This window comes from Edwardsiella tarda ATCC 15947 = NBRC 105688, from assembly GCF_003113495.2.
Classification (GTDB): domain Bacteria; phylum Pseudomonadota; class Gammaproteobacteria; order Enterobacterales; family Enterobacteriaceae; genus Edwardsiella; species Edwardsiella tarda.
In genome coordinates this window covers 3,116,482-3,140,310 of the sequence record NZ_CP084506.1, presented here as the reverse complement: position 1 = coordinate 3,140,310, position 23,829 = coordinate 3,116,482, and the positions used below count along the sequence as shown (strand labels likewise).

Genomic DNA, 23,829 nt, shown 5'->3' with positions numbered 1-23,829 from the left:
GCCCTTGTCGGGGCGGCGAGTAAGCGTTAGCACAGCATAAAGCTAATCGGGGGGCTCAGGCCCCCCTGTTTGTCTGGAGAAACGATCATGGCAAGAGAATTTAGCCGTACTCAGCGCGTCGCACAGGAAATGCAGAAAGAGATCGCCATTATCCTGCAACGTGAGGTCAAAGATCCGCGTGTTGGCATGGCGACGGTTTCCGGCGTCGAGGTTTCACGCGATCTGGCCTATGCCAAAGTCTTCGTCACCTTCTTGAACGATGGCGAGCCGGAGGCGGTGAAGGCGGGTCTGAAGGCGTTGCAGGATGCCTCAGGCTTTATTCGCATGTTGCTGGGTAAGGCGATGCGCCTGCGCGTCGTACCGGAATTGACCTTTTCCTACGACTCCTCCCTGGTCGAAGGGATGCGGATGTCCAATCTGGTGAGTAACGTGGTGAAAGACGATGAGGCGCGTCGGACGGCGGCCGATCGTGACGAGGAGGCGTAATGTCCCGACCTCGTCGTCGCGGCCGTGATATCAACGCCGTTCTGCTGTTAGATAAAGGGCAGGGGATGTCCTCGAACGATGTGCTGCAAAAAGTGAAGCGCATCTATAACGCCAATAAGGCGGGTCATACCGGTGCGTTGGATCCGCTCGCCACGGGCATGTTGCCCATCTGCTTAGGCGAGGCGACCAAATTCTCCCAGTTCTTGCTGGATGCGGATAAGCGCTATCGGGTGGTTGCCCGCCTAGGGCAGCGCACCGATACCTCTGACGCCGACGGTCAGGTGGTGAGCGAGCGTCCTGTGACGTTCGACGAGGCAGCGTTGGCGCAGGCGTTAGCGGGATTCCGTGGCGCAGGACGCCAGGTGCCGTCGATGTACTCGGCCCTCAAGTACCAGGGGCGGCCATTGTATGAGTATGCTCGCCAAGGGATCGCCGTACCGCGTGAAGCGCGCGACATCACCGTATATGAGTTGCGCTTTATCCGCTGGGAAGGGGATGAGTTGGAGCTGGAGATCCACTGCTCTAAGGGAACCTACATTCGCACCATCATCGATGATTTGGGTGAGGTGTTGGGGTGTGGGGCCCATGTCATTGTGTTGCGTCGTCTGCAAGTCTCTGGTTATCCGAGCGAGCGCATGGTGACGCTGGAGCAGTTGCAGGCGTTGCTGGCGCAGGCTGAAGCGCAGGGGATCGCGCCGCGTACGTTGCTCGACCCGCTGTTGCTGCCGATGGATACGGCCGCCGCGCATCTGCCGGAGGTGAACCTGTCCGAGCTGGTTGCGGGTTACGTGCAGCTCGGTCAGGCGGTTCAGACGCCGGGCCTGCCGCCGCAGGGTATGGTGCGCATCACCGTCGGTGAGTCACGCTGCTTTATCGGTGTCGGTGAGGTGGATGATCAAGGTCGTTTGGCACCACGTCGTATGGTCGTGGCGTCACGTCTTTCCGAAGACGATCCGCGCTGATCCTCGCGCCATGCCAAGTGTGCTAGGAATCGGCTGATTTCTTGCCAAGGGTCAGGGCGCAGAGTAGAATGACGCGGCTAATACATTGGGTTGCTGAATTAGAGATTGGCGCCCGTTTTTTAAACTTTTTAAATTTGGAGTTCTATAATGTCTCTAAGCGTTGAAGCGAAAGCTAAAATCGTTGCTGAGTTCGGTCGTGATGCTAACGACAGCGGTTCTACCGAAGTGCAGGTTGCTCTGCTGACCGCGCAGATTAACCATCTGCAGGGCCACTTCGCCGAGCACAAAAAAGATCACCACAGCCGTCGTGGTCTGCTGCGCATGGTTTCTCAGCGTCGTAAGCTGCTGGACTACCTGAAGCGTAAAGATGTAGCACGTTACTCCAGCCTGATCGAGCGTCTGGGTCTGCGTCGCTAATCTAACGATTTTCTGAAGTAAAGGGGCCTACGTTGGCCCCTTTCTTCTAGGAAGCAACGGAAAATCAGGTTAATGTATTGCCGTTGCAGACAAAAAGGTGTAACCGGCCTGCTTGTTACAGAGGTTCGCGCGGCTAATGCAAGCTGCCGTTGGATGCGGCAGCTTGCCTTAGTCGCGAGAATGTAGCAAAGCCACCGGTTATAGAAGGGCGCTATTCTTTGGAATGGCGCGTTGCTTAACGAAAAGGAAAATGACTTTGTTGACGCCAACCGTTCGCAAATTCCAATACGGCCAGCATACCGTTACGCTGGAAACCGGCATGATGGCTCGTCAGGCTACCGCAGCCGTGATGGTCACCATGGATGACACCGCGGTATTCGTCACCGTGGTTGGGGCAAAGAAAGCCCGTGAAGGTCAGGACTTCTTCCCGCTGACCGTTAACTACCAGGAGCGTGCCTACGCTGCCGGTCGTTTCCCTGGCGGCTTCTTCCGTCGTGAAGGGCGCCCGGGTGAGGGTGAAACCCTGATCGCACGTCTGATCGACCGCCCGATCCGCCCGCTGTTCCCAGAAGGCTTCCTCAACGAGGTGCAGGTCGTGGCGACGGTCGTTTCCGTGAACCCGCAGGTTAGCCCGGATATCGTGGCGATGATCGGTGCCTCCGCGGCCCTGACGCTCTCCGGTATTCCGTTCAACGGCCCGATCGGCGCCGCACGCGTCGGTTATATCAACGATCAGTATGTACTGAACCCGACTCAGGATGAGCTGAAACAGAGCCGTCTGGATCTGGTCGTGGCCGGTACCGACAACGCTGTATTGATGGTGGAATCTGAAGCAGATCTGCTCAGCGAAGATCAGATGCTGGGTGCGGTGGTCTTCGGCCACGACCAGCAGCAGGTCGTCATCGAAAACATCAAAGCGCTGGCCGCCGAAGTCGGTAAGCCGCGTTGGGAGTGGAGCGCGCCGGAAGTGAATACCGCGCTGCAACAGCGCGTAAGCGAAATGGCCGAAGCGCGTCTGGGTGAAGCCTACCACATCACCGAGAAGCAGGCGCGTTACGCTAAAGTTGATGAGATCAAAGAATCTGTCATCGCCGATCTGCTGGCGGAAGATGCGTCACTAGACGCCGGTGAAATCAGCGACATCCTGGGTGCACTGGAGAAATCCGTGGTGCGTGGCCGTGTCCTGCGTGGTGAGCCGCGTATCGATGGTCGTGAGAAAGACATGATCCGTGCGTTGGACGTGCGTACCGGTGTGCTGCCGCGTACCCATGGCTCTGCACTGTTTACCCGTGGCGAAACGCAGGCGTTAGTGACCGCGACTCTGGGCACCGAGCGTGACGCACAGAATATCGATGAGCTGATGGGCGAGCGCACCGACCGTTTCCTGCTACACTATAACTTCCCGCCGTACTCTGTCGGTGAAACCGGGATGATGGGCTCGCCGAAGCGCCGCGAAATCGGCCATGGTCGTCTGGCTAAGCGTGGCGTGTTGGCAGTGATGCCGTCTCAGGAAGAATTCCCGTACACGGTGCGTGTGGTCTCCGAGATCACCGAATCTAACGGTTCTTCCTCTATGGCCTCTGTCTGTGGTGCCTCTCTGGCGCTGATGGATGCCGGGGTACCGGTGAAAGCCGCCGTAGCGGGTATCGCTATGGGTCTGGTGAAAGAGCAGGACAACTTCGTCGTTCTGTCTGACATTCTGGGCGATGAAGATCACCTGGGCGACATGGACTTCAAAGTGGCGGGTAGCCGCGATGGCGTTACCGCGTTGCAGATGGACATCAAGATCGAAGGCATCACCCGCGAAATCATGCAGGTGGCACTGAACCAGGCTAAGGGCGCGCGTCTGCACATCCTGAGCGTCATGGAGCAGGCCATCAATGCACCGCGTGGCGACATCTCTGAGTTTGCACCGCGTATTCACACCATCAAGATCAATCCTGAGAAGATCAAGGATGTGATCGGTAAGGGTGGCTCTGTGATCCGTGCGCTGACGGAAGAGACGGGCACCACCATCGAGATCGAAGATGACGGTACCGTGAAGATCGCGGCGACCGACGGCGATAAGGCAAAACACGCGATCCGTCGTATCGAAGAGATCACCGCCGAGATCGAAGTGGGCCGTATCTACCAGGGTAAAGTGACTCGTATCGTTGACTTTGGTGCCTTTGTCGCCATCGGTGGCGGTAAGGAAGGGCTGGTTCACATCTCCCAGATCGCCGATAAGCGTGTGGAGAAGGTAACCGACTACCTGCAGATGGGTCAGGAAGTGGCTGTTAAGGTGCTGGAAGTGGACCGTCAGGGCCGCGTTCGTCTGAGCATCAAAGAAGCCAACGCCTCTGCCACAGCGGGTCAGGATGCACCGGCTGACGCAGAATAATACGCGTTTAGTATTACGGCTTCCCCTTAGTGGGAAGCCGTTTGTTACACTGCCGCAGGATGTGGTAGTACCTTGATGGATGATAGGACGTTTATCCGTGTTGGTCTTCGGGAGTTGGGAAATGAAGCCTATCTTGCGCTGGTGTTACGTTGCGACAGCAATTTTGCTGGCAGGATGCAGCAACGCTGATTGGCGTAAAAACGAAGTACTGGCTATCCCGTTGCAGCCCTCGTTGCAGCAGGAGGTAATGCTGGCGCGCATGGAGCAAATTCTTGCCAGCCGAGCATTAACGGATGATGAACGCGCACAGCTTCTCTATGAGCGCGGAGTACTGTATGATAGTCTCGGACTGAGGGCTCTGGCGCGTAACGATTTCTCGCAAGCGTTAGCCATCCGTCCTGATATGCCAGAGGTTTTTAACTATCTGGGGATTTATTTAACGCAGGCTGGCAACTTTGATGCCGCCTATGAAGCGTTTGATTCTGTACTAGAGCTTGATCCAACTTACAGCTATGCGCGTTTGAATCGCGGTATTGCCCTGTATTACGGTGGGCGATATGCGCTAGCGCAAGATGATCTGCAGGCGTTTTATCAAGACGATCCCAACGATCCGTTCCGGTCGTTATGGCTTTACCTGGCTGAGCGTGAGCTAAACCAGGAGCAGGCGCTCGAGGCCTTGAGCCAGCGCTACAATAAGGCGAACCGGAGTCAATGGGGATGGAATATTGTCGAATTCTACCTGGGCAAAATCAGCGAAAAGACGCTGATGGAACGCTTACAGGCGGATGCAACGGATAACACTTCGCTCGCTGAGCATCTCAGTGAAACTGACTTCTATTTAGGTAAACATTACCTGAGTCTGGGGGAGAAGAGCAGTGCTTCGGCATTGTTCAAACTGACGGTGGCCAACAACGTTCATAACTTTGTTGAGAACCGTTACGCACTGTTGGAATTGGCCCGCTTGGGTCAAGAGCAAGACGACATACCAGAATCGGACCAGCAATAAAGCTGACGAACATTTTTATTCTTAAATCATTGATTTAATCGTCCTTTACGGGCGAGGTTTTTTTGTTCGTCATTTCTTCTAATTTGAGCCGGTTCACACTTTTCAATGAAAAATGTTGTTCGTTTTCTAGACGAGTTATGCAGACTGGCCGCCATTGCACATCATGAGGCACGTTTACATGGCTGAGTTCGAAACCACCTTTGCTGACCTGGGGTTAGCTGCACCTATTATTGAAGCCCTGAATGATTTGGGCTATGAGAAGCCGTCACCGATTCAGGCGGCCTGTATTCCTCACCTGCTGAACGGGCGCGACGTGCTGGGCATGGCGCAGACCGGCAGCGGTAAGACCGCGGCGTTTTCACTGCCGCTGTTGAACAATATCGATCCCTCGCTGAAGGCACCGCAGGTGCTGGTGTTGGCACCGACCCGCGAATTGGCGGTACAGGTTGCCGAAGCGATGACCGATTTTTCTAAGCACCTGCACGGCATCAACGTCGTCGCCCTGTATGGCGGCCAGCGTTATGACGTTCAGTTGCGCGCCCTGCGTCAGGGGCCGCAGATCGTGGTCGGTACGCCGGGCCGTCTGCTGGACCACCTCAAGCGTGGCACGCTGAGTCTGGCCAGTCTGCGTGGCTTGGTACTGGATGAAGCCGACGAGATGCTGCGTATGGGCTTTATCGAAGACGTAGAAACCATCATGGCGCAGATTCCGGCGGAGCATCAGACCGCACTGTTTTCTGCCACCATGCCGGAGGCGATCCGCCGCATCACTCGTCGCTTTATGAATGAGCCGCAGGAAGTGCGCATTCAGTCCAGCGTGACCACTCGCCCGGACATCAGCCAGAGCTACTGGACGGTGTATGGGATGCGTAAGAATGAGGCGCTGGTACGCTTCCTGGAAGCGGAAGACTTCGATGCTGCCATCATCTTCGTCCGTACCAAGAACGCCACCCTGGAAGTGGCCGAAGCGCTGGAGCGTAATGGCTACAGCAGTGCGGCACTGAACGGTGATATGAACCAGGCGCTGCGTGAGCAGACCCTGGAGCGTCTGAAGGATGGCCGTCTGGATATCCTGATCGCGACCGATGTGGCCGCACGTGGCCTGGACGTCGAGCGTATCAGCCTGGTCGTTAACTATGATATTCCGATGGATGCCGAGTCTTACGTTCACCGTATCGGCCGTACTGGCCGTGCCGGTCGTGCCGGTCGTGCGTTGCTGTTCGTCGATAACCGCGAGCGTCGCCTGCTGCGCAACATCGAGCGCACCATGAAGCTGACGATTCCGGAAGTGGAACTGCCGAACGCCGAGCTGCTCGGCACGCGCCGTCTGGCCAAGTTTGCCGCCCGTGTCCAGCAGCAGCTGGAGAGCAGCGATCTGGATCAATACCGTGCGCTGTTGGCTAAGCTGCAGCCGGAAGAAGAGCAGGATATGGAAACGCTGGCAGCCGCCTTGCTGAAGATGGCCCAGGGTGAGCGTCCGTTGATCCTGCCGCCGGATCCGGTGATCGAGCGTCGTCCGCGTCGCGAGTTCCGCGATCGTGATGATCGTGGTGGTGATCGCTTTGCCCGCCGCGAGCGCGACAGCCGCGATAGTCGCGACGGTGGTGATCGTCCGCGTCGTGAGCGTCGCGATGTGGGTGAGATGGAGCTGTATCGTATCGAAGTGGGTCGTGACGATGGCGTCGAAGTTCGTCACATCGTGGGCGCTATCGCCAACGAAGGCGATATCAGCAGCCGTTACATCGGTAATATCCGTCTGTTCGGTTCTCACTCTACCATCGAGTTGCCGAAAGGTATGCCGGGTGATCTGTTGACGCACTTTACCCGTACTCGCATCCTGAACAAGCCGATGAACATGCAGTTGATCGGCGATGCCCCGGCGCGTGAACAGCGTCGTGAGCGTACTGGCGAGCGCAGCGATCGTGGTGAGCGCCGTAGCTTCGGCGGTGGCCGTGATGGCGAACGTCGTGGGGGTTTCGGTGGTCAGCGTCGTTTCTCTGATGACCGTCGTGGCGATCGCGGTTTTAACCGTGATAACCGTAATGCCCGCTCCGATGATAACGGCCACAGCCGTCGTCGTTTCAATGATGCATAAGCATCTAGCCTGCTAGATGATAAGGCCAGCCCTCGGGCTGGCCTTTTTATTATCGATACCCAGTAAAGCACTAGTTAATCATTCTGATCGATAGTGTTTTTTTATATAAAAACAGAGTTATTGACTAAAGTGTGCGCTTGGTCGCCAAAAAATTGCGATCAACAACACATTTTTATTTATGCTGGCGCGTCATCTTGTTAGCGTCTGTTTCCCTCCCCGCTGTTCACTACTCGCTGAAAGACACGATATATCAATGCATTATTTGCATATTACGTGTTTGTATAAAAAATAATTTTACCTTTTGCCATTTGTGTAGGTAAATATTCAAGATAATTCCCTTTTTAGAGAAAAGTTTTTATGTAGACCGCTATCGCAGAGCGATGAGTTGAAAATTTTTTCTCCCGCAAGCGCGTTATGATCTCGCCACAATAATAGATCCTGCACCCGATGATGTTATTGCGCCATCGCCCTGCTGCGCGGCATCCGACTCTGTAAATGATAACGATGATAATTCTCTACAGGCGGCTCCGAGACGGCAGAGGCAGGCTGTGATTTGCCGTGGATCCCGCCGCTTACTGGCAAGTGAGAGCGACGATGGAAACGACACAAGCAAGCAGTGTGGTAATGAGCGATATACCCGTTTCGGCGCGAGGCGGCATGAGCGAACGTGAATGGCGTGAGGCGACGCGTTTCGACAGCACCGATGTGGGGTGGGTCATCATGAGTATCGGGATGGCGATCGGCGCGGGGATCGTCTTCTTACCGGTTCAGGTCGGCCTAATGGGGTTGTGGGTCTTCCTGCTTTCGTCGGTGGTGGGCTATCCGGCGATGTACTTGTTTCAGCGCCTGTTTATTAACACCTTGGCCGAGGCGCCAGAGTGTCGCGACTACCCGAGTGTGATCAGCGGCTACCTGGGAAAGAACTGGGGCATTCTGTTGGGGGCGCTCTATTTTGTGATGTTGGTGATCTGGATGTTCGTCTACTCGACGGCCATCACGAACGACAGTGCCTCGTACCTGCATACCTTTGGCGTGACCGAGGGGCTGTTATCGGACAACCCCTTCTATGGTTTGGCGCTGATCTGTGTGCTGGTCGCCATCTCATCGCGGGGTGAGCAGCTGCTATTTAAGCTCTCCAGCTTCATGGTGTTGACCAAGCTGCTGGTCGTCGCGGCGTTAGGTGTAGCGATGGTGGGAATGTGGCATCTGTATAACGCCGGCGCGTTGCCGCCGTTAGCATTGTTGATCAAGAACGCGGTCATTACGCTGCCGTTTACCTTGACCTCGATCCTGTTCATTCAGACGCTCAGCCCGATGGTGATTTCGTACCGTGCGAAGGCGAAGTCACGTGAGGTTGCCCGCTACAAGGCGCTGCGGGCGATGAATATCGCCTTTGGCATCCTCTTTGTCACGGTCTTCTTCTACGCCGTCTCATTCACCTTAGCGATGGGGCATGACGAGGCGGTGAAGGCCTATCAGCAGAATATTTCTGCTCTGGCCATCGCGGCGCAGTTTATTGATGGTGGTGCCGGAAATTGGGTCACGGTGGTGAGCGTCATTCTCAATATCTTCGCCGTGATGACCGCGTTCTTTGGCGTCTACCTAGGCTTCCGGGAGGCGACTCAAGGCATCGTGATGAATCTATTGCGGCGTGTTTTGCCGCCCGAGCGTATTAACGCGCGTTGGGTTCAGAACGGCATCATGGTCTTTGCCGTCTTGCTGGCGTGGGGGGCGATTATCCTCAATGCGCCGGTGTTGAGTTTTACCTCGGTATGTAGCCCGATCTTCGGCCTCGTGGGGTGTCTGATCCCCGCCTACTTGGTGTACCGAGTGCCGGCGCTGCATAAGTATAAGGGCGTCTCCCTATGGGTGATCATCGTCACCGGGCTGTTGCTGTGTATTTCACCGCTGCTGGCCTTTTCCTAAGGGATGACGCGCGACTCGTTTCTCGATAAAGGGCTGAACTATGAATAACACATCCAATCCTTGCGATAACGCGCTGTTGTGGGATGAGTTTATCCGCGCAGTCCGCCAGGAGGTCAAACCGGCGGTGGGCTGTACCGAGCCAATCTCGCTGGCGTTGGCCGCTGCGTTGGCCGCTCGCCAACTGGCTGCGCCAGTCGAGCGTATCGTATGCCGCGTCTCACCTAACCTCATGAAGAACGGTATGGGGGTCACGGTACCTGGCACGGGGATGGTGGGCCTGCCGATCGCGGCGGCGTTGGGCGCGCTAGGCGGTGATGCCGACGCGGGGCTGGAGGTGATCAAGCATGCCTCCGCCGAGGCGATCGCGGCAGCTAAAGCATTGCTCGCCGCCGGGCAGGTGAGTGTGGGAATGGAGCAGCCTTGCGAGCAGGTGTTACTCGCTTGCGCACGCGTCTATGCCGGTGAGTCGTGGGCCGAGGTGACTATCGCGGGCGACCATACTCGGGTGATTCGCGTGGAGCATAACGGCCAGCTGATCTTCGCTGCCGATGGCGTCGGCGAGGCGAGCGAGGCGGGCTACTGCTTGGCGCGCGCTTCGTTGCAGCAAGTCTACCGTTTCGCCTGTGACGTGCCACTGGCGCGAATCGCCTTTATCTTGGATGCGGCCGAACTGAACGGCGCGCTGTCGCGTGAGGGGCTGCGCAGCCGCTATGGTCTGCACATCGGCGCTACGCTGGCCCAGCAGCGTGAGCGTGGCCTGCTCTCTCACGATCTGCTCAGCGAGATCATGATCCGTACCTCGGCGGCTTCTGACGCCCGCATGGGGGGGGCGGTGTTGCCGGCGATGAGTAACTCCGGCTCCGGCAATCAGGGGATCACCGCGACCATGCCGGTGGTGGTGGTAGCCGAGTATCTCCAGGCTTCTCAGGAGCAATTGACGCGGGCATTGATGCTGTCGCATCTGACGGCGATCTATATCCATAGCAAGCTGCCAGCGTTATCGGCCTTGTGCGCCGCCACCACGGCGGCGATGGGGGCGGCGGCGGGCATTGCCTGGTTGATCGATGGGCGTTATGAGGCGGTAGCGATGGCTATCGGCAGCATGATCGGTGATGTCAGTGGCATGATTTGTGATGGCGCCTCCAACAGTTGCGCGATGAAGGTCTCCACCAGCGCCAGTGCCGCCTTTAAGGCGGTGTTGATGGCCTTGGATGACAGTGCGGTAAGCGGCAATGAGGGCATCGTGGCGCACGATGTGGATCAGTCGATCGCCAATCTATGTGCCTTGGCGAGTGGCGCGATGCGTCAGACGGATACCCAGATCATCGAGATTATGGCCCGTAAGGCGTCCTGATAAGATAACGGGTGGGGGAGTGATGTCGCGGGCGCCGAGTGCGCCCGCGTTGCGTTGTTAAGCTAGGCTTGCAGGGTGAGCCCGGCGAGTTGGAGCCAGTAGCCGTTGCACTCCTCCTGTTTATCTAAGGTGAGTGGGGCGTCTCCCCGCTCGTTAGCCCGGAAGCGGCGCAGCATGTCTAGCGTGTCGATACCTTGTGGCGAGAGGCGCACCACATCGACCAATCCTTGCATCTCATGCAGATGATTTCCCAAGTTATAGCAGTTACCGCTCAGGGTCTGGATGCCGTTAAGCACGAAGACCTGCTGTTGTTCTTGTGACAGCACGCGGCGCCCCTGTGGATAGTGTTGACAGCAGGTCTCGCATTCATCTTTGGGGAGGTTTTCGGCGCGCGCGGTAAAACAGCGTGCGGAGTAGGCGAGCGGTAAATGACCATAGGCGAAGACTTCGATCTCGAAACGTCCCGCGATACCGAGCTGCTCACACTGTTGGCGTATGTTGCGTAGCCAGTCGCGCGATAGCTCCACCGGCATGCACCAACGCACCATCCCTTGGCGTAGCAATAGACGTAGGGTGACGGCGTTGTAGCAGTTGAGCGCCGGTCCGGCGACGAAAGGCAAGCGGCGCTCGGCGGCTAAATTGACCGCCGCCAGATCGTTGGCTTCGATGAGGAACTCGCCGTTCTCTACATAGCGGCGTAACTCGCCGAGCTCGGAGGGTGCCTGAATCAGTGCCAAGGTGGAGAGCACCACCTGCTTGCCGCTTGCGGCCAGCGTTTTGGCCAGCGCTAACCAGTCACCGACCTTGAGTGCCCGTCGCTTGCTGCATACCGTTTCGCCCAAATAGATGATGTCGGCCTCGCTGTCGGCGGCGGCCTGATAGAATGTCTCCAGACTGGCCGCAGGCCAGCCGTAAAGTACCGCGCCGAGCGCATATTGCATGGTGGGACTCCTTACTGCCAGCGACGATGATAGGCGCCGAGGGTGGTTTGTACCCCCTCGGACACGGCGTCGAGCGCATCCATCCAGGCGCGCTCGGGGGTGAAGCTCTCGGGAGCCTGGCGGCAACGATCGATCGCCTGGCGCCACACGCGGGTTACCTGGCTGACGTAGGCCGGGCTGCGTTGCCGCCCCTCGATCTTGACCGAGGCGATGTTGGCCGCCATCAATTCCGGCAACAGGGCGAGGGTATTCAGACTCGTCGGCTCCTCCAGCGTGTGATAGCGCACGCCATCCACCAGATAACGGCCCTTACACAACGTTGGGTAGCCGGCGTTTTCACCGTTAGCGTAACGATCGATCAAGACATCGTTGAGCCGTGACTCCATGCCCTGAGCCGTCTGTTGCCAGCGTACAAAGCGGGCCGGGGAGCAGGCACCGACGGTATTCGGTGACTCACCGGTCAAGTAGGAAGAGAGGTAGCAGCGCCCCTCGGACATGATGCAGAGGCTGCCGAAGGCAAACACCTCCAGCGGCACCGGGCTGGTTCGCGCCAGCTGTTTGACTTGATGCAGGGAGAGCACGCGCGGTAACACCACGCGTGCTACGGCGAAGTGACGTTGATAGAAACGAATCGCCTCGTCGTTCGTCGCAGAGGCCTGCACCGATACGTGGCGTTCGATATGGGGGTAGCGCTCGGCCGCGTACTCCAGCATCGCCAGGTCGGCCAAGATCAGCGCGTCGGCACCCAGTTGTGCGGCCATATCCACCGCTCGTTGCCAGCGTGCATAGCCGTCCGGATGCGCGAAGGTATTGATGGCGATGTGCAGTTTACGACCATGGCGTCGTACATAGTCGTGCGCCTCCTGGAGCCGTTTCTCATTAAAGTTGAGACCGGCGAAGTGGCGGGCATTGGTATCGTCTTTCAATCCAATGTAGACGGCGTCGGCGCCGTTATCCACAGCCGCTTTGAGGGCGGGCAGATTACCGGCGGGGCACAGCAGCTCCATATGCGATTTCCTGAGATGGGCCACGGGATACTTCCCTTGGCGCGTAGTAAGGATCGGAGACGCCGCCCTGCTGGCGTCATCGTTATCGCCGCTCATTCTAGATAAGACGTTATGTAGTTGTTTTGACTTGAGGCAGTTTCTGACGTGTTGATGGTCTGTTACCAAATAGCGTAGGCTCGGCGCATTAGTCCGTGACATCGATGGGGCTTTTTGTTGATATAAGACGCAGTCTAGCTGGCCGGATATGGCAGAATAGACGCTATCTGATCAGAAGGAGTCACCGCGGTGTTGGAACAATTGCGAGCACGGATCGTGCGTCAGGGGCCGGCATTGTTGAGCCTGCCGTTAAAAATTACGCCGTTTGCTCTGCAACGGCAGGTGTTGGAGCAGCTGCTCGCTTGGCAGTTTCGCCAAGCGCTAGCGGAAGGCGAACTGGCGTTTCTCGATGGGCGTTGGTTACAAGTCGAGGTGCGTGACCTCGGGTTGTGTTGGTGTGTCACGGCGGAGCAGGGGGGCTTGCGCGTCAGCCGCCAACAACCGGCGGATGTGACCTTCAGCGCGGATGCCAACGATCTGATCCTGATCGCGGCCGGTAAAGAAGATCCCGACACGCTGTTTTTCCAGCGTCGCCTACGTATCGAAGGCGATACCGAACTGGGGCTGTATGTGAAGAATTTGATGGATGCTATCGATGTGGAGTCGATGCCGACACCGTTACGCATGGTATTGATGCAGCTGGCCGACTTCGTCGCTGCGGGACTCCAGGAGGGCACGTCGACGCGCGCGCGTGCGGTAACCACATGTTGATCCGGGCGGAGATCCCTGTCGATGCCCCGGGCATTGAACGGTTGCTCCGGGCGAGCTTTCCGAGTCGTGCCGAGGCCGAGTTGGTGGCGCATCTGCGCGAAGATGGCCTATTGACCTTGGGCGTGGTGGCGACGGATGACGAGGGTGGGGTGATCGGCTATGCCGCCTTCAGTCCGGTAACGGTCGCCGGTGAGGAGTGTCAGTGGGTGGGCTTGGCGCCGCTGGTGGTGGACGAGGGCTATCGTCGCCAGGGCATCGGCGAGCAATTGGTCTATGAGGGGCTGGATACGCTGAATGAGTTCGGCTATGCCGCTGTCGTCGTATTAGGTGATGTACACTACTACCGCCGTTTTGGCTTCGTCAATGCGGCTGAGCATGGGCTAAGTTGTCGTTGGCCGGGCTGTGAGGCGAGTTTTCAGGTCTATGCCCTGGCTCCCGACGCGTTGGCTCAGACGCGTGGGCGCATCGAATACGCTGCACCGTTCGCTCGCTTTTAAACGATGACGGCGGGCGCTGCCCCGCCGCCTATCTTCTGAACGCTTGTCGTTCTTCCCTGCTGGGTCTATCATGCATCCCCCCGCGTGCCGACTGGTACGCGGACGAGTAGCCTTGCCTGCTCCACGCATTTATCGCTATCTTCTGCGCTTTTCTCCGCGCCTGATCGCGTATTGGGCGTTTCACTGTTGCATCGCACTATGCATGCCGGGTTTAGCGCCCTGGCGGGCACGATACCAGGCGTGCCTTGTCTGTCGTCTAATGCCGTGGACAGCGCCTCTTTTCACAACAAAAAAAGCGGTGCATGACACCGTGATGACAGGGGTACAGGATGAGTGTTAATACACCGACACTAATCACTTTTCTGATTTATATCTTCGGCATGATCCTGATCGGCCTACTGGCCTATCGTGCCACCAATAACTTTTCTGACTACATCCTCGGTGGACGGCGCTTGGGTAGCGTGGTGACTGCGTTATCGGCCGGGGCCTCGGATATGAGTGGTTGGCTGCTGATGGGGCTACCGGGCGCGGTGCTGGTCGCCGGGTTATCGGAGAGTTGGATCGCTATCGGGTTGGTGGTCGGCGCCTACCTCAACTGGCGTATCGTGGCGGGACGTCTGCGGGTACACACCGAACTGAACAACAATGCCCTGACGCTGCCGGATTACTTCACCCAGCGTTTCGAAGATAAGCAGCGTATTCTGCGCTTGATCTCCGCGCTGATCATCCTGGTGTTTTTCACCGTCTATTGTGCCTCCGGCGTGGTCGCTGGTGCCCGACTGTTTGAGAGCACGTTCGGCATGAGCTATCAGAGCGCGCTGTGGGCCGGTGCGGCGGCGACGATTGCCTATACCTTCATCGGCGGTTTCTTGGCGATAAGCTGGACGGATACCGTACAGGCGACGTTGATGATCTTTGCCCTGATCCTGACGCCGGTGATGGTGATCGTCAGTGTCGGCGGCTTCGATGATGCGATGCATGCCATTGCTCAGCAGAGCCCGGCCTACCTGGATCTGTTCCGTGGCCTGGATTGGGTGGCGATCATCTCGCTGATGGGCTGGGGGCTCGGTTATTTCGGTCAGCCCCATATTCTGGCGCGTTTTATGGCGGCGGATTCACATCACACCATTCGTAAGGCGCGTCGCATCAGCATCATCTGGATGATCTTCTGCCTCGGCGGCGCGGTGGCGGTCGGTTTCTTCGGTATCGCCTTCTTCTCTACCCACCCCCAACTGGCGTTGGAGGTGCATGAGAATAAGGAGCGGGTGTTTATCTCGCTGTCTAAGCTGCTGTTTAACCCTTGGATCGCCGGTATCTTACTGTCGGCTATTCTGGCGGCGGTGATGAGTACTCTGAGCTGTCAGTTGCTGGTTAGCGCCAGCGCGGTGACCGAGGATCTGTATAAGGCGTTTCTGCGTAAGCATGCTAACCAGCGCGAGCTGGTGATCGTCAGTCGTAGCATGGTGATGCTGATCGCGCTGATCGCCATAGCGCTGGCGGCCAATCCGGATAACTATGTGCTCGATCTGGTCAGCTATGCCTGGGCCGGCTTCGGTGCCGCCTTCGGCCCGGTGATCATCATCTCCCTGCTGTGGCCGGGGATGACACGCAATGGCGCCTTGGCCGGTATGCTGGTGGGGGCGGTGACGGTGGTGCTCTGGAAGCAATATGCCTGGTTCCACCTGTATGAGATCATTCCGGGCTTCGTGTTGGCCTCGCTGGCCATCATCGTGGTTAGCCTACTGGGCAAGGGACCGTCGCCGCAGATGCGTGAACGTTTTGCTCAGGCGAATCGTATTTATCTGACGAAGTAAGTTGGCCATTGTCGGCTAACCATTGCCACGGAGAGAGAGGCTGGTCGCTGACCAGCCTCTCTTTTTGTTTTTTACTCAACCGTTTGATTCGGTACTCTACGCGTAGCGCCTCGCCATGTGCCGTGATGGCGGCCTGGAATACCAGTGTCAGTGGTCCCTTGCCACGCAACGCCTTGGCGCCGCGTCCACTCTGGTGCTGTGCAAGACGGCGTGCGATATCGGTGGTGATTCCGGTATACAGTGCGCCCGTCGCCGTTCGCAAGATATACAGATACCAACGATTATGCGTTACAGTGTCAGTCATGGATGTGTCCTGCGAGGGAGTATGATGAGTGTCAGTTTACGCGACGAGGGTGTCGAGGACGAGCCTCTGCGTGGCGATAGGTCGGCGCTGACCTCGGACGACGATCTGGCCGCAATCCGGCATTTTTTGGCGCGGCAACATGTGGTGACACTGGCTACCGGTCAGGGCGAGGCCGTGTGGTGTGCCAGCTGCTTTTATGCCTGGGATGAGGCCTCCATGACCCTGTATCTGTTGACCTCGCCCCAGTCGCAGCATGGTCAGTTGATGTTGGGCAATCCATGGGTTGCCGGGACCGTGGCGCGTCAGACGCGTAATGTGGCGCAGATCCAGGGTATTCAGTTTCGTGCACACATCGCCCGCTTGGCGGGAGAGGATGAGGCACGGGCGCGGCGTCGCTACTATCGTCGTTTCCCATTGGCCCGGCTACGGCCGGCACCGATCTGGGCGCTGCGACTGATGCAGGTCAAGATGACCGATAATCGTTGTGGCTTCGGTCATAAGCGTCATTGGCAGCGCCAGGATGGAGAGCGCGTATACTGAGAAGGGGGAGGAACAACCGATGAACGTATTACTGCTTGGTGCGACTGGTCTGATTGGGCAGACATTATTGGCGTTATTGGAACAGGAACCTCGTGTCTCACAGATTTATGCGCCGACTCGCACGGCGTTGCCGTCGTCCGCTAAGTTGATCAATCCGGTGGAGACGGATATTTGCCGTGCGATGCTGGCTTGGCAGGGTCCATGTGACGTTGCTTTTTGCTGCTTGGGGACGACCCGCAAGGAAGCCGGTAGTGATAGCGCGTTTCGTTATGTCGACTATTCGCTGGTGGTGGAATGCGGTGAGGTGGCGCTGCAACATGACTGCCAGCATTACGTGGTAGTGAGCGCGCTGGGTGCGAATCCTCAGTCTCCTTTCCTTTACAGCCGGACTAAGGGTGAGATGGAGAAGGCGCTTGAGTTGCAGGCGTGGCGTCGCTTAACGCTGTTACGCCCCTCATTGCTTCAGGGGGAGCGAGCGAAACCACGCCTACTGGAGCAGCTCTCCGAGCCATTCTTCCGTTTATTACCGGAGAAGTGGCGTGCGGTAGAGGCTGATAGCGTGGCGCGAGCCATGCTGCATTGTGCGTTGCATCCCGCGCCTTACCGTCTACAGATCCTGGAGTCGGAACAGCTTGCACGGCTCGCGGAGTGTTGCGACGCCTAAGCACGCGTTAACGCAGATAATGAACGACCTGATTGCTACTGCCCCGCCAGATCAGCATGGGATCTTTTAGCGCCTGAACGAATTTACCGTCGACCAAGACGTTGATCAGATCCACGATGGCCTGTTGTTCGGCGTTCAACTCATCCAGACGATAGCCGGTCCAGATCCAGATATCCTTGCCGGGGCATTCGGCGCGGACTCGCCGCACCAACTGGAGGATCGCCGCCGTATTGTTGGGGTGGAGCGGATCGCCCCCCGACAGCGAGAGGCCTTGCCGCTTGATGCGCTGATCCTGGAGATCGGCGATGATGCGATCTTCCATCTCCGGCCCAAAGGGCACGCCGGAGTCTGGGCGCCAGGTACTTTTGTTATAACACCCCGGGCACTGGTGAACACAACCGGCAACGAATAGTACGCAGCGTGTGCCGGGGCCGTTTACCACATCGACCGGGTAGTATTGATGGTAATTCATGGCGTGTTGTCCTGCGCGTGACGCCAGCGGCGGGCTGGCGTCACGCGACGCGGTTAACCGATTTGACCGTTATTCAGGTGTTTGATGCGGCGCTTCACTTCTTCCTGCTTGCCCGCATTGAACGGACGCGCATCCGGGCTACCGAGATAGCCGCATACCCGGCGGATTACCGAGGCTTTGGCGGAGTCGTGGTTGCCACATTTCGGGCAGCTGAACCCTTTGCTGGTACAGGCGAATTCACCGGTATAACCGCACTCATAACATTCATCGATCGGCGTGTTGGTGCCGTAATAGGGCACGCGTTGGTAGCTATAGTCCCAGACATCCTCCAGCGCCTTCAGGTTGTGCTGGAGATTGGGATATTCGCCGTAGCAGATGAATCCCCCGTTAGCCAGCGGCGGATAGGGCGCCTCAAAGTCCAGCTTATCGTATGGGTTGACCTGCTTTTCCACATCCAAGTGGAAGCTATTGGTGTAGTAGCCCTTATCCGTCACACCTTCTATCACGCCGAATTCGGCGGTATCGAGACGGCAGAAGCGGTCACAGAGGTTTTCGCTCGGCGTGCTATACAGGCTGAAACCATAACCGGTCTCTTGTTTCCAGGTATCGGTCGCCTGACGCAGGCGCTCGACGATGGCGATAGCCTTGGCGCGCAGTGTTTCGTCATCGAAGAGATGCGTCTTGGTACCGAACAGGGCGTTGATGGTCTCATGGATGCCGATATAACCCAGTGAGATAGAGGCCCGGCCATTTTTAAAGATATCGGCGATATTGTCGTCGGCTTTCAGACGCACACCACAGGCACCTTCCATATACAGGATCGGCGCCACACGAGCCTTGACCCCTTCCAGGCGAGCGATACGCGTCATCAATGCCTTGCGAGCCAGCTCCAGCCGGCGGTCGAGCAGTTTCCAGAAGGCGGCTTCGTCACCCTTGGCCTCCAGTGCGATACGCGGCAGGTTCAGGCTGATAATGCCCAGGTTGTTACGCCCATCGTGGATCATTTCGCCATTCTCCTCGTAAACACCGAGGAAACTGCGGCAACCCATCGGTGTCTTGAACGAGCCGGTAACCTTCACGACTTGATCGTAGTTGAGAATGTCCGGATACATCCGCTTGCTGGCGCACTCTAGGGCCAGCTGCTTGATATCATAGTTCGGATCGCCCAGCTTGTGATTGAGCCCGTCGCGGATAGCGAACACCAGCTTGGGGAAGACCGCGGTCTTGCGGTTTTTGCCCAAACCGGCGATGCGGTTCTTCAGGATCGACTGCTGGATCATACGGGACTCCCAGCTGGTGCCCAAACCGAAGCCGAAGGTGACAAACGGCGTCTGGCCGTTGGCGGTATGCAGGGTGTTTACCTCATACTCCAGCGACTGGAATGCGTCATAACACTCTTTCTCGGTACGGGCATGGGCGTAGCTTTCTACATCCGGGATATTCCACTGCTCGGCGATCTGGCGGTGCTTCTCGAAGCTGGCCGTGACGAACGGAGCCAGCACTTCATCGATGCGGTTAATGGTGGTACCGCCATAGATATGGCTAGCCACTTGAGCGATGATCTGAGCGGTGACTGCGGTGGCGGTAGAGATGGATTTGGGTTGCTCGATCTCCGCATTCCCCATCTTGAATCCATTGGTCAGCATCCCCTTCAGATCGATCAACATGCAGTTGAACATCGGGAAGAAGGGAGAGTAGTCGAGATCGTGGTAGTGGATCTCGCCACGCTCATGCGCCTGTACCACGTCGCGTGGCAGTAGGTGTTGCTTGGCATAATGCTTCGCGACGATACCGGCCAGCAGATCGCGCTGAGTCGGGATCACCTTACTATCTTTGTTGGCATTTTCGTTGAGCAACGCCGGGTTGCTCTGTTCGATTAAGCCACGGATATCTTGATTAAGGCGGCCGCGTTGTTCACGAGCGACGTCGCGGTCATGACGGTACTCAATGTAGGCGCGTGCAAGCTGCTTGTAGTCGCCCGCCATCAGCTGGTTCTCTACGGCGTTTTGGATTTCGTTAATATCGACACGTTCGCGATCGGCCATCTGCATAGCGACTACGCGGGCAACGGTTGCGCAGTAATCGGCATCATCTACGCCAGCAGCCTGCGATGCGCGCAGCACCGCTTCCTTGATACGCTGTTCGTTGAAGGGCACCTGACAACCGTCCCGTTTAATCACTATAGGTTTCACCGTTTTTTGCTCCTGTGATTGTGGTATGTATGGCATCCGTTAACCATCTACCGGTTATCCACAACACGAAGCCGCGTGCGATAAGGCTTCACGCGGCACATGTGGATGCTTTGTGGATAACTACTATATGTAGTTGCTGTCTTGAGTTTCGGACACTATATATGGGAATGAGGATTTTATAAAGCAAATTTGATTGACCTAAATCAAGGATTTTTAGCTTCGGTAGAATCGCTATACAGAAGGTGATTTAGCCCCTTTTTTCACTGAGAAATAGTGAGTGTGAGTATAAGAAACGTGCTAACAATCACTTCATATCCTCCCCACTGGGGTGTCATGTGCGGAAGCGTAAGGATCCTGCGGTCTATGTTATTGAGGACGAGAGCCGGTATCGGCACGCTAATGCCGAGGGAGAGCGGGGACGATCAAGGATAGAAGGTGCGCCGAGCGAGGCGTAGTGCGCTCCATAGGGCGACGACGCGTCTGGCGCCCCCCATGAGACGCGAAGGGTGACGCGCCGCATAGACGGCGATCACGCCACCGAGCAGAGAGAGAGGACGACGTAGACGCCATAAAACGCCGAGGCTGCGATCAAGACGCTGGCAGAGTTGCTCGGTATGCATGACCTCACGGTGAAGATCCAGACGCTGTAGCGCGATCTGTTGCAGTAGCAACGCCTTTTCGTCGGCCAATGCCTGGCGATGACGATTCATGGTTTCTCCTTGCGCTCAAGCAGTTGGCGATCGATCGCCAGTTGGTTGCGCGTGGCGGAGAGCAAGGTCGAGCGACGTGCTTTGCTGAGCGTCCAGCATGCGCCGATGATAGCGAACAGGAAGAGTACTGCCGTGGCGATCCCCAAGGCTAAGAGCCGATAGTTGGGATCGACCGCCCAAAACAGGAACACCAGTAGACTCATCAGTGCGAAAGCGGTGAACAGCAAGGTGACGCCAGCCATGAGCAGCAGCTGGATCAGGTTTGCCTTCTCCTCTTCCAACTCGACCACCGCCAGACGTAGGCGGGTTTCCGCCATGCCAGCCAGCAGGGTGGCGACACGCCGGACGCTACCCAGGATCCCGGGGGTGGAACCCTGGGCAGAGGATGACTCGCCGACCATTAGCGACGAGCCAACAGTACGCCGAGTACCACGCCCACGGCAGCGCCGATGCCGACACCGGTCCACGGGTTGTCACGCACGTAGTCATCGGCACGACCAGCCATTTCGCGGGTCTGGGTGGCGACATTCTCGCCGGCCTGGCTCAGACGCTCGCGGCTGTTGTGCAGTGCATCGTGTGCACGGGCCCGCAGTTTTTCCAGTTCGGCCTTGGGTTTATCCGTGGATGAGTTGAGGACATCTTCCAGCGCGTCAGCCAGAGATTTTAGCTCGGCACGCAGATGTTCAGCGGTGGAATCGTTAGCCATTGTTACGCTCCTTCACGTTACTGACATGGACTTTCAACATAGCTGGCTTTTAGGGAGAGTGCAAAGGGTATGGCGGGTCAACAGCCTGTAATAATTTGGCTTTATCGTAAAATATTGCAGACAGTTTAGGCGTACTCTCGCTATCCCTGGCAGATAGTGTGGCATCGCCAGGCGGGGCGCCGGATTTAGCGCGGCCTCTTAGGTTAACGGGTGCTGGAGCGGGGCGTACAGTGGGGGAATCGGAGGTGGGACGCTTCAGCGTCCCACCTCGGTATCAATGGTCGTTGCCACCACTGTAGGAGAGTGCCTCACCAGCTCGCTCACTCCGATGAAATAGCGAGCGATGTAGGATCTTGTCGGCGATGCTGTAGCCGGGGGGCAGCTCACGCAGTAGAACTTGCAAGGCCAGAGAGTGCTGCTCTGGGCGCGCCAGTCGTACGACCAGGCCATCGCGATCCGGTGTAATACTGGCGATGTCGATGCCATTCTCATCCAATTTTTGATAGACGAAGAAGCCGTCGGGCGTCGCCAGGCCGCTATGGGTCGCGCGGATCTGGAGCGATACCTCTTTATGGCTCAACTGCGGTAGGATCACCGCCGCTAGCGCCGCGACGATAAATAGCAACAGGCCTAACAGACGTTTCCAGCCCCAGCGAGTTATGCATGGCGGTTGATATGCCTGGCTCACGTTATTCCCTCGGGCCTTTGCTGCTAGGCTGGCGATGTTTTTTCCGCCACAGCACCAGCAGTGATCCGCCCAGGCCAAAGATCAGTAGGACCAGTGGCAGTAGCATCAGCAGGTTCATCAGTTGATCTTCATAGCGTAAAAACAGCGGTGTTTTACCCAAGATGTAGCCCAGCGTGGTGAGGATCAGTACCCACAGCAATCCGCTGGCCCAGTTGAAGAACTGAAAGCGAGCCCCGTTTAGCCCCGATAGCCCGGCGATTAATGGCAATAGGGTGCGTACAAACGCCAGAAAGCGGCCGATCAATAGGGCGGCGAGGCCATGGCGATGGAATAGCTGATGGGCACGCTGGTGGTAGTGCGAGGGGAGATGCGATAACCATTTTTGTACTAGGTGGGTATTACCCAGCCAACGTCCCTGCAAGTAGCCGAGCCAGCAGCCTAGGCTGGCCGCAGAGGTGAGCACCAAGAGCGTCAGCGGGAAGTCCATCGTATCGCGGGCGATCAAGACCCCAACCAAGATCAACAGGCTATCGCCTGGCAGAAAGGCGGCTGGCAGTAGACCGTTTTCCAGAAACAGGATCACGAAAAGAATGCCGTAGATCGTCCATACCAGCGCAGGATTCGCTAGCGTTTCATAGTCCTGATGCCACAGGGCAGTAATGAGTTGTTGAATAATTTCCATCACGAATTCCTAGCAGAGATTGCGGAGGGAACGCTTACCGCTTCAGCCAATACGAGCGGAGGAGCTCGTGGCCAACGTTCGCCTCATATAACACCATGAGTTTAGGCGAGCGCGGGATGATAGGTCACTTGGCCGCGATACAGGATGTTGCTTTCTTTCCAGCCTCCTAGCCGATGATGATGAGGAGGAAGCTGGAGAGTACGCAGCAGAATGCGTGATAGGCGGGCATCATCGCCGTCGTAACCCGACGCTTGGGGCGTATAGGGACGGCGTGTTTCCGGTGGCGCCATGTCTGGTGGGATGACGCCATTGCGTTCAGCTTCGCTGCCGCCGCATTGATGCGAACGGATCAGCGCGCTGATCTTCCGGTTGTGCTGGATGCGACGCAGGCAGAGATTGCCAGCCGGCTCACGATAATCGGCGTGGTATCCTGCCGTATTACATGGGAGCGGGGCGAGGGGAAGCGAGACCGTGGCCTGATAATGCCATGCCCCCATCTTGCCGATGGCCGTAGCGGCCCAGCAGAGAAGCAATAGCAATAAGGAGGCAGAGGTTACACGCTTCAATATTTTGTCGTTTCCAGATACAGACAGAAAAACAGGCGCTCACTTTAGCAAAATCGTTGACGCTGAAACAGCCCAAAATAGGGATTTATCGGGTAATTTTGCGCAATTTATACACTATCCGCCCGCCAGTTTTGTAGGACAAAATCGCTGGAACAGACTGATAAAGCGGACTTTCTCCCGACTCTCCCATTTTACGCACTACGAGACATGAGCAGATAGTAACCGGCGCTGACGGCAGCCATGCACAGGATCAGGTTGAGTAGCACGTTCACCATCGCTTTCAGCCAGAACCCCTCGCTAAAGAGGGCAAAGGTATCGAAAGAGAAGGTCGAGAAGGTCGTCAATGCACCGAGGAAGCCGACCCCGATCAGCGGACGCCAGTGTGGCGCAATCAACGCGCCGCTATTCAGCATGGAAACCAGGGCACCCATGATGAAACAGCCGATGACATTGACGGTGAGGGTGGCATAGGGAAACGCGTTACCAAACCAGGAATTGAACCAATTGGTGATTTGGAAGCGGCTGATGGCGCCGAGTGCGCCGCCACAGGCGACGACTAACAGTGTGAGGCCATAATTCATGGCGGACTCCTTTACAAACCTAAGTTATGGGG

Annotated in this window: 25 protein-coding genes; 13 read left to right on the top strand and 12 right to left on the bottom strand. The window is 57.2% G+C overall.

Annotated elements, in window-relative coordinates:
* Nucleotides 1-87 precede the first annotated feature (87 nt).
* From rbfA to DCL27_RS14525, 8 genes are all read left to right on the top strand, one after another.
* Entirely contained in the window at nt 88-486 is a 399-nt protein-coding gene (gene rbfA / locus DCL27_RS14560; protein WP_005281352.1) for a 30S ribosome-binding factor RbfA, read from the top strand.
* Nucleotides 486-1,448 (top strand): tRNA pseudouridine(55) synthase TruB, encoded by a 963-nt coding sequence (gene truB / locus DCL27_RS14555; RefSeq protein ID WP_005281356.1) that lies wholly within the window; start codon nt 486-488, stop codon nt 1,446-1,448. The genes rbfA and truB overlap by 1 nt, the downstream gene beginning before the upstream one ends.
* Nucleotides 1,449-1,595: 147 nt before the next feature.
* On the top strand, nt 1,596-1,865 hold the full coding sequence (rpsO, locus tag DCL27_RS14550) for a 30S ribosomal protein S15 (RefSeq protein ID WP_005281373.1): 270 nt from the start codon (nt 1,596-1,598) through the stop codon (nt 1,863-1,865).
* A gap of 256 nt (nt 1,866-2,121) precedes the next feature.
* A complete protein-coding gene (gene pnp, locus DCL27_RS14545; RefSeq protein ID WP_005295934.1) occupies nt 2,122-4,245 on the top strand; it encodes a polyribonucleotide nucleotidyltransferase in 2,124 nt (707 codons plus the stop codon).
* A gap of 121 nt (nt 4,246-4,366) precedes the next feature.
* Nucleotides 4,367-5,251, top strand: a complete 885-nt coding sequence (gene nlpI, locus DCL27_RS14540; RefSeq protein ID WP_005295931.1) for a lipoprotein NlpI — start codon at nt 4,367-4,369, stop codon at nt 5,249-5,251.
* 178 nt (nt 5,252-5,429) lie between these two features.
* Complete coding sequence (locus DCL27_RS14535) at nt 5,430-7,346, top strand: DEAD/DEAH family ATP-dependent RNA helicase (protein WP_005295928.1); 1,917 nt, start codon at nt 5,430-5,432, stop codon at nt 7,344-7,346.
* Nucleotides 7,347-7,940: 594 nt separating this feature from the next.
* Complete coding sequence (locus DCL27_RS14530; protein WP_005281394.1) at nt 7,941-9,272, top strand: SLC5/6 family protein; 1,332 nt, start codon at nt 7,941-7,943, stop codon at nt 9,270-9,272.
* A 40-nt stretch (nt 9,273-9,312) separates the two neighbouring features.
* Entirely contained in the window at nt 9,313-10,626 is a 1,314-nt protein-coding gene (locus DCL27_RS14525; RefSeq protein WP_035597099.1) for an L-cysteine desulfidase family protein, read from the top strand.
* 62 nt (nt 10,627-10,688) lie between these two features.
* Here the strand turns inward: DCL27_RS14525 and DCL27_RS14520 are convergent, their stop codons facing one another.
* Together DCL27_RS14520 and ubiU are read right to left on the bottom strand one after the other, a co-directional pair.
* Nucleotides 10,689-11,567 (bottom strand): U32 family peptidase, encoded by an 879-nt coding sequence (locus tag DCL27_RS14520; protein ID WP_005281400.1) that lies wholly within the window; start codon nt 11,565-11,567, stop codon nt 10,689-10,691.
* An 11-nt stretch (nt 11,568-11,578) separates the two neighbouring features.
* Nucleotides 11,579-12,574 carry a ubiquinone anaerobic biosynthesis protein UbiU gene (gene ubiU / locus DCL27_RS14515; RefSeq protein WP_005295922.1) on the bottom strand — a complete coding sequence of 332 codons (996 nt, stop codon included), beginning with the start codon at nt 12,572-12,574 and terminating at the stop codon, nt 11,579-11,581.
* Nucleotides 12,575-12,859: 285 nt separating this feature from the next.
* Here ubiU and ubiT point away from each other — a divergent pair, with 285 nt between their 5' ends.
* The 3 genes from ubiT (at nt 12,860) to putP (ending at nt 15,692) form a co-directional block, all read left to right on the top strand.
* Nucleotides 12,860-13,381 carry a ubiquinone anaerobic biosynthesis accessory factor UbiT gene (gene ubiT, locus DCL27_RS14510; RefSeq protein ID WP_005281405.1) on the top strand — a complete coding sequence of 174 codons (522 nt, stop codon included), beginning with the start codon at nt 12,860-12,862 and terminating at the stop codon, nt 13,379-13,381.
* Nucleotides 13,375-13,878, top strand: a complete 504-nt coding sequence (locus DCL27_RS14505) for a GNAT family N-acetyltransferase (protein ID WP_035597102.1) — start codon at nt 13,375-13,377, stop codon at nt 13,876-13,878. The genes ubiT and DCL27_RS14505 overlap by 7 nt, the downstream gene beginning before the upstream one ends.
* Before the next feature lie 329 nt (nt 13,879-14,207).
* On the top strand, nt 14,208-15,692 hold the full coding sequence (gene putP / locus DCL27_RS14500; RefSeq protein ID WP_005281411.1) for a sodium/proline symporter PutP: 1,485 nt from the start codon (nt 14,208-14,210) through the stop codon (nt 15,690-15,692).
* Here the strand turns inward: putP and DCL27_RS14495 are convergent.
* Entirely contained in the window at nt 15,613-15,996 is a 384-nt protein-coding gene (locus DCL27_RS14495; protein WP_071526328.1) for a GIY-YIG nuclease family protein, read from the bottom strand. The genes putP and DCL27_RS14495 overlap by 80 nt on opposite strands.
* A gap of 87 nt (nt 15,997-16,083) precedes the next feature.
* Between DCL27_RS14495 and DCL27_RS14490 the strand changes: the two genes are divergently transcribed.
* Nucleotides 16,084-16,536: a YhbP family protein gene (locus DCL27_RS14490; protein WP_035594199.1), complete on the top strand. Its 453-nt coding sequence runs from the start codon at nt 16,084-16,086 to the stop codon at nt 16,534-16,536.
* A gap of 19 nt (nt 16,537-16,555) precedes the next feature.
* The gene (locus DCL27_RS14485; RefSeq protein ID WP_005295908.1) at nt 16,556-17,200 is read left to right on the top strand and encodes an NAD(P)H-binding protein; all 645 of its coding nucleotides are present in this window, start codon (nt 16,556-16,558) and stop codon (nt 17,198-17,200) included.
* Between the two features lie 7 nt (nt 17,201-17,207).
* Here DCL27_RS14485 and nrdG read toward each other — a convergent pair whose 3' ends face one another.
* From nrdG to crcB, 9 genes are all read right to left on the bottom strand, one after another.
* Complete coding sequence (gene nrdG / locus DCL27_RS14480; protein ID WP_035597108.1) at nt 17,208-17,672, bottom strand: anaerobic ribonucleoside-triphosphate reductase-activating protein; 465 nt, start codon at nt 17,670-17,672, stop codon at nt 17,208-17,210.
* A 53-nt stretch (nt 17,673-17,725) separates the two neighbouring features.
* Nucleotides 17,726-19,864, bottom strand: coding sequence for an anaerobic ribonucleoside-triphosphate reductase (gene nrdD / locus DCL27_RS14475; protein ID WP_005295902.1), 2,139 nt, complete (start codon nt 19,862-19,864; stop codon nt 17,726-17,728).
* A 422-nt stretch (nt 19,865-20,286) separates the two neighbouring features.
* Nucleotides 20,287-20,574, bottom strand: a complete 288-nt coding sequence (locus DCL27_RS14470) for a YqjK family protein (protein ID WP_005281432.1) — start codon at nt 20,572-20,574, stop codon at nt 20,287-20,289.
* Nucleotides 20,571-20,975: a phage holin family protein gene (locus tag DCL27_RS14465; RefSeq protein ID WP_035597111.1), complete on the bottom strand. Its 405-nt coding sequence runs from the start codon at nt 20,973-20,975 to the stop codon at nt 20,571-20,573. The genes DCL27_RS14470 and DCL27_RS14465 overlap by 4 nt, the downstream gene beginning before the upstream one ends.
* Nucleotides 20,975-21,280: a DUF883 family protein gene (locus DCL27_RS14460; RefSeq protein ID WP_005281437.1), complete on the bottom strand. Its 306-nt coding sequence runs from the start codon at nt 21,278-21,280 to the stop codon at nt 20,975-20,977. The genes DCL27_RS14465 and DCL27_RS14460 overlap by 1 nt, the downstream gene beginning before the upstream one ends.
* Before the next feature lie 274 nt (nt 21,281-21,554).
* On the bottom strand, nt 21,555-21,917 hold the full coding sequence (gene mzrA / locus DCL27_RS14455; RefSeq protein WP_035594201.1) for an EnvZ/OmpR regulon moderator MzrA: 363 nt from the start codon (nt 21,915-21,917) through the stop codon (nt 21,555-21,557).
* 52 nt (nt 21,918-21,969) lie between these two features.
* On the bottom strand, nt 21,970-22,650 hold the full coding sequence (locus DCL27_RS14450) for a DedA family protein (protein WP_035597113.1): 681 nt from the start codon (nt 22,648-22,650) through the stop codon (nt 21,970-21,972).
* Nucleotides 22,651-22,751: 101 nt separating this feature from the next.
* On the bottom strand, nt 22,752-23,216 hold the full coding sequence (locus tag DCL27_RS14445) for a hypothetical protein (RefSeq protein WP_005281448.1): 465 nt from the start codon (nt 23,214-23,216) through the stop codon (nt 22,752-22,754).
* Between the two features lie 191 nt (nt 23,217-23,407).
* On the bottom strand, nt 23,408-23,797 hold the full coding sequence (gene crcB, locus DCL27_RS14440) for a fluoride efflux transporter CrcB (protein WP_005281452.1): 390 nt from the start codon (nt 23,795-23,797) through the stop codon (nt 23,408-23,410).
* Between the last annotated feature and the right edge of the window lie 32 nt (nt 23,798-23,829).